This window comes from Rathayibacter sp. AY1B8 (genome assembly GCF_002932775.1).
Classification (GTDB): Bacteria; Actinomycetota; Actinomycetes; order Actinomycetales; family Microbacteriaceae; genus Rathayibacter.
The window spans coordinates 1-1,393 of record NZ_PSWJ01000055.1 but is presented as its reverse complement, the minus strand read 5'-3'; the positions used below and the strand labels follow the sequence as shown (position 1 = coordinate 1,393).

Here is a 1,393-nt window from a genome sequence, read left to right as displayed (position 1 = left end):
AGCGACATCTCGAGCCGCGTGCCCGAGATGTACGACGTCTCGGCCTGGAGCCTCTCGCTCCTCTGGGGCGCCGACGTGCAGGCGATCGGCTCCACCACCGACGCCCTCCCGGCCGTCGGCCTGGAGCCGGTGACCGCCGTGGCTCCGGTCGGCTCCGTCCCGGCAGGCGCCGACTACCTCGCCTTCGAGCCGCGCGGCGTCCTGGAGTACCAGGCCGTCAACGCGCTGCTGGCCGACGGCGTCGCTCTCGAGCAGTTCGAGGACGGCACGATCGCCCTCCGTGCCGACGCCGCCGGGCTCGCGGCCGCCGAGGGAGCCGCCGCCGTCTTCGGCGTCGACTTCACGGCGACCACCGCCGACCGCGTGCGCGCCGAGGACGGGAAGGCGCTCGACGCCCTCCGCGTCGCCTACTCCGGCACGAACGAGGACCGCGACGCGCTGGCCAAGCTCGGCTTCGCCGACGCGGTCGCCGTCGACGCGGCCGCGCTCACCGCGGGCACCGCGACCCTCGAGGGCGCCGACGTGCTCTACGTGGGACGCGCTCTCTCCTTCACCCCGGAGCAGGCCGCGGGCCGCACCGTGGTCGAGGAGTTCCTCACGGCGGGCGGCGACGTCGTCGGCCGCGGCGGCGCTGGAGCGGCCTTCGTGTCCGACTTCGGCCTGGCCGAGCTGACCGCGCAGACCGGCACCAGCGGCTCCAACGGCATCGTCTCGGTCGAGACGCCCGCCGGCGGAGTCCTCGGCGACTACCCGCAGGACACCGCGTTCGTCTCGCCGGCACTGTGGTTCGCCGGCTTCGACGAGTCGGTCGCGGTCGAGCAGAGCTACTCGGAGGACGGCACGTTCGTCGCCGGGCACTGGGTCGACTCCGAGGGGCAGTCCCGGAGCGACGCGGCCGGGCAGGCCTCGGCCGTCTCGTTCTCGACGGAGTCGGGCACCGAGGGCTTCCTCTTCGGCACCTCGCCGGTGTTCCGCAACCACCCGGTCGGAGCGTTCAGCGACGTCGCCCGGGCGCTGCTCGCCGTGGCGCCGGAGGGCGCCGCCGTCGAGCTGCCGGGGACCCCGGAGCCCACGCCGACGCCGGAGCCGACCGGCTCACCGGAGCCGACCGCGACTCCCGAGCCGACGGCGACGCCTGAGCCGACGGCGACGCCCGAGCCCACCGCGACGCCCGAGCCGACCGTGAGCCCCGAGCCCACGTCGACCCCGGAGCCCACGTCGACCCCGGAGCCCACCGTCGTGCCGACGGCCGGACCGACCGCCACGGCCGCGCCGATCACCGCGCCGACCGGCCCCGGCGGCCTCCCCTCCACCGGAGTGGAGACCGGCTCCTGGCTGCTGCTCTCGGGAGGTGCTGTCGCCCTCGGCCTCGGCTCGCTCCTGATCGCCCGCA

At 75.9% G+C, this 1,393-nt stretch carries 1 protein-coding gene; it reads left to right on the top strand.

Annotation, left to right across the window (positions count from 1 at the left end; genetic code table 11):
• On the top strand, positions 1 to 1,393 hold a 1,393-nt coding region (locus C5C63_RS16860; RefSeq protein WP_146086426.1), incomplete at both ends, for an LPXTG cell wall anchor domain-containing protein.